At 48.2% G+C, this 4,665-nt stretch carries 1 protein-coding gene; it reads left to right on the forward strand.

All coding sequences use genetic code 11. The features are described 5' to 3' along the window. Positions 1-4,326, forward strand: a 4,326-nt coding sequence (locus OCT58_RS08865; protein ID WP_438361123.1) for a mucin-binding protein, incomplete at its 5' end; no start/stop codon positions are given. Between the last annotated feature and the right edge of the window lie 339 nt (positions 4,327-4,665).

The following is a 4,665-nucleotide window of genomic DNA, read 5'->3' on the forward strand; positions in this document are numbered from 1 at the left end:
GTCAAGAGTCCAGTCATTGCTGGTTACACGGCCGATCAAGCAGAAGTTGCCGCTCAAACGGTAACGCCAGATTCCCAAAATATTAACAAGACAGTTTACTATACCGCTGACACGCAAGAAGCTGCCATCAACTTCTATGACGAGACAGACCACAAGCTGTTAGATAACCAAACGATTCATCTGACTGGCAAGACTGGTGAAAAGGTTGATCGGACGCAAGCGGACCAGACGCTGGCTGAACTGGAAAAACAAGGCTACGTTCTGGATGAGAATAACACTAAACTGGGATTCCCATCCAATGCAGCGTATGACGATGATGACGTTAAGCCACAAGAGTTTACGATCTATCTGAAGCATGGCATGACGCATACCGATGCAACCGACAAGAATGCTGAACAAAAGATTGTTACGGAAACGATTCACTACGTTTACGAAAACAACCAGACTGCTAAGACAGACTACACGTCAGCGGTTGATTTTAAGCGCGGCTACACGACTGACAACGTTACGCATAAGATTATTTCCTACGATCCATGGATGGTATCCAGCAAGAAGTTTGGTTTCGTAAAGAGTCCAGCCATTGAAGGCTACACGCCAAACCATTCGCAGATTGATGAAATCACTGTTACGCCAGATTCAAAAGACGTCGTCAAGACGGTGGTTTATGTTGGGAATGCCCAAGAAGCCCAAGCCATCTTCTATGATGAAACGACGGGCAAAGAAATCAGTGGGACACGTGAAATTGCAACTGGCAAGACTGATGAAACGATCAGCTTTACCAAGGATCCAAATGAAGTCGTTAAGGAACTCGAAAAGCAGGGTTACGTTTTTGACAAGGATAACGCTAAGAATAATGTCTTTGTCGCTGGAACGGCCTACGACAAGAATTCCGAAGTTCACCAATACTTCAAGTACTACCTGAAGCACGGACATGCGACGGTAACGCCAGACCAAGATCCACAAAAAGGTCAAAAGACGGTTACACAGACAATTAAGTACGAATACGCTGATGGCACGTCAACTGGTTTGGCTGATAATGTGCAAACCTTGACGTTCAAGCGTACAGGTGACAAGGATCTCGTTACTCATGAAGTAACCTGGCCAGACTGGTCAACGGTTGCCGGTCAACAAACCAGTGTTGTAACCAGTCCAGCTCTCAAGGGCTACACTGCTGATACCAACGAAATTCCAGCCATTACCTACCATGCTGGTGACAGTGATGTTACTTATGTTGTTAAGTACAATGCCGATGTTCAACATGCTGTTATCAATTACATTGATGGCGAAAGTGATGAGATACTGCACACTGATAAGGTTAATGGCCACTCTGACGAAAAGATCAACTACAGCACTGCTGATATGATCAAACAGTTGGAAGCCAAGGGTTATGAACTGTTCAAGGACAACTTCCCGGCTGGTGAGAAGTTCGACAACGATGACAAGAATGACCAAACCTACACGGTAATCTTCAAGCACCATCGTGAAAACGTTGATCCAAACCACTCCTCGGCTGATGGCACGAAGGGTACGAAGACGCTGACGGAAACGGTTCACTACAAGTACGCTAATGGCACCAAGGCGGCTGAAGATCAGACGGCTCAGGTAACGTTTACGCGGAACGGTGTCCTGGATGACGTTACGGGTATCGTGGCCTGGGGCAAGTGGAACGAAGCCAGCCAGAGCTACAAGGCTTTGACTTCACCAACGATTGCCGGCTACACGCCAAGCGAAGCGGTGGTAAAGCGCAGTTCCAACAGCGATGCCGAACAAGGCCCAACGCTTACGGTCATCTACACGGCTGATGCCCAAAAGGTTCACGTTCAATACATTGATGGTGAAACTGACCAGATGCTGCGTCAGGATGATTTGGACGGCTACACGGATGAAACGATTCCTTACAGCACGGCTGAAGGCATCAAGAAGTTTGAAGGCGACGGTTATGAACTGTTCAAGGACAACTTCCCAGCTGGTGAGAAGTTCGATAACGATGACACCAACGATCAATTCTACACGGTAATCTTCAAGCACCATCGTGAAAACGTTGATCCAAACCACTCCTCGGCTGACGGCACGAAAGGTACGAAGACGCTGACGGAAACGGTTCACTACAAGTACGCAGATGGTACCAAGGCTGCTGAAGATCAGACGGCTCAGGTAACGTTTACGCGGAACGGTGTCCTGGATGACGTTACGGGTATCGTGGCCTGGGGCAAGTGGAACGAAGCCAGCCAAAGCTACAAGGCTCTGACTTCACCAACGATTGCCGGCTACACGCCAAGTGAAGCGGTAGTAAAGCGCAGTTCCAACAGCGATGCCGAACAAGGCCCAACGCTTACGGTCATCTACACGGCTGATGCCCAAAAGGTTCACGTTCAATACATTGATGGTGAAACTGACCAGCTGTTGCGTCAGGATGATTTGGACGGCTACACGGACGAAACGATTCCATACAGCACGGCTGAAGGCATCAAGAAGTTTGAAGGCGACGGTTACGAATTGTTCAAGGACAACTTCCCGGCTGGTGAGAAGTTCGACAACGATGACAAGACTGACCAAACCTACACGATAATCTTCAAGCATCATCGTGAAAACGTTGATCCAAACCACTCCTCGGCTGATGGCACGAAGGGTACGAAGACGCTGACGGAAACGGTTCACTACAAGTACGCTAATGGCACCAAGGCCGCTGAAGATCAGACGGCTCAGGTAACGTTTACGCGGAACGGTGTCCTGGATGACGTTACGGGTATCGTGGCCTGGGGCAAGTGGAACGAAGCCAGCCAGAGCTACAAGGCTTTGACTTCACCAACGATTGCCGGCTACACGCCAAGCGAAGCGGTGGTAAAGCGCAGTTCCAACAGCGATGCCGAACAAGGCCCAACGCTTACGGTCATCTACACGGCTGATGCCCAAACAGCCTACGTCAAGTACGTTGATGACACGACTGGCGAGACGCTGCGTCAAGACGATCTGCACGGCTACACGGATGAAACGATTCCATACAGCACGGCTGAAGGCATCAAGAAGTACGAAGGCGACGGCTACGTTCTGGTATCGGACGGCTTTAAGCCAGGTACTAAGTTCGGTGTTGGCACGCCAACCTATGAAGTTCACTTCAAGCATGGCATGACGCATACCGATGCAACCGACAAGAATGCTGAACAAAAGACGGTTACGGAAACGATTCACTACGTTGACGAAAACAACCAAACCGTTCAGCCAGACTCCACGACAGCAGTAACCTTCAAGCGCGGCTACACGACCGATAACGTTACCGGCAAGGTTGTTTCCTACGATCCATGGACGGTTGATGGTAATCAGGCTGACAGTAAGACATTTGCTGCCGTACCTAGCCCAGCAGTCGAAGGTTACACGCCAAACCACCAGCAAATTAACGAATTCACCGTTACGCCAGATTCAAAAGACATTGTCAAGACGGTCGTTTATGTTGGTGATCCCCAAGAAGCTCAAGCCATCTTCTATGATGAAACAACGGGCAAGGAAATCAGCAACACGCGTGAAATCGTAAATGGCAAGACTGATGAAACGATCGGCTTTACCAAGGATCCAAATGAAGTCGTCAAGGAACTCGAAAAGCAAGGTTATGTCTTTGATAAGGACAATGCTAATAACAATGTCTTTGCTGCCGGCACGACCTACGACAAGAATTCTGAAGTTCACCAATACTTCAAGTACTACTTCACGCACGCTACGACGATCGTTACGCCAGACAATCCAAAGACGCCGGCTGATGTATTGCCGGACAACCCTGGCAAGAATTACCCGAGCGGTGTTGCCAAGGATGATCTGAACAAGACCGTTACGCGGACGATCAACATTACGACGCCAGATGGCAAGACACAGACGATCACGCAGAAGGCTGAATTTACGCGGAGTGCAACGGTTGATGAGGTTACCGGTGAAGTAACTTATGGACCATGGTCGAAGAATGTCGTTTTGGAAAGCGTTGACGTACCAAACATTTCTGGATACGAGCCATCTGCATCCGTTCCAGAAATTACGGTTACGCCAAATGATCAAGACATGACGATCAACATCACCTACAAGAAGCTTGATTCTGGCAAGGCAGCTGACCAAGGCGGCAATGCTTCCAATGGTGGTCAAGCAACGAATGGCGGTTCAACGACTGGTCAATCCGCTCAAAACGGCCAGTCAGGTCAAACCCAAAACAATGCTGGTGCTCAACAATTGCCACAAACTGGTAACGCCAACAATGAAAAGGGCGCACTGGGATTGGCAAGCGCAATGTTCGCCGCTGGTCTTGGCCTGGGCTTTGGCTCAAAGAAGAAGTGTCACGAAGACTAGATGAAACAATAAAATAGATTCATCACAGATAAAAAAGACTCAACCTTTGATTTTTCAAAGGTTGAGCCTTTTTGTCTTTTTTCGCAAAGATACTTATCGATTATATATTTACGGTAGATTATAGAATGAAGTTAGCCACCCAGTTGGTGGTAAATAAAAAACGCCATTCGGCGTGACGTCAGGTATCATATTAAGTGAACCGTAAGCAGTCAATAACGTAAGCCCGCCGTAGCGATACGTCTATTAATAAACCGCACGATCTCCTATACTGGTGACAACATCAATATAGGAGGTCGTTTTGTATGGAAGAAAAGTCTGAGATTATTACACCCGTTTTCA

The sequence above is a fragment of the Limosilactobacillus kribbianus genome (assembly GCF_026413145.1).
Classification (GTDB): Bacteria; Bacillota; Bacilli; order Lactobacillales; family Lactobacillaceae; genus Limosilactobacillus; species Limosilactobacillus kribbianus.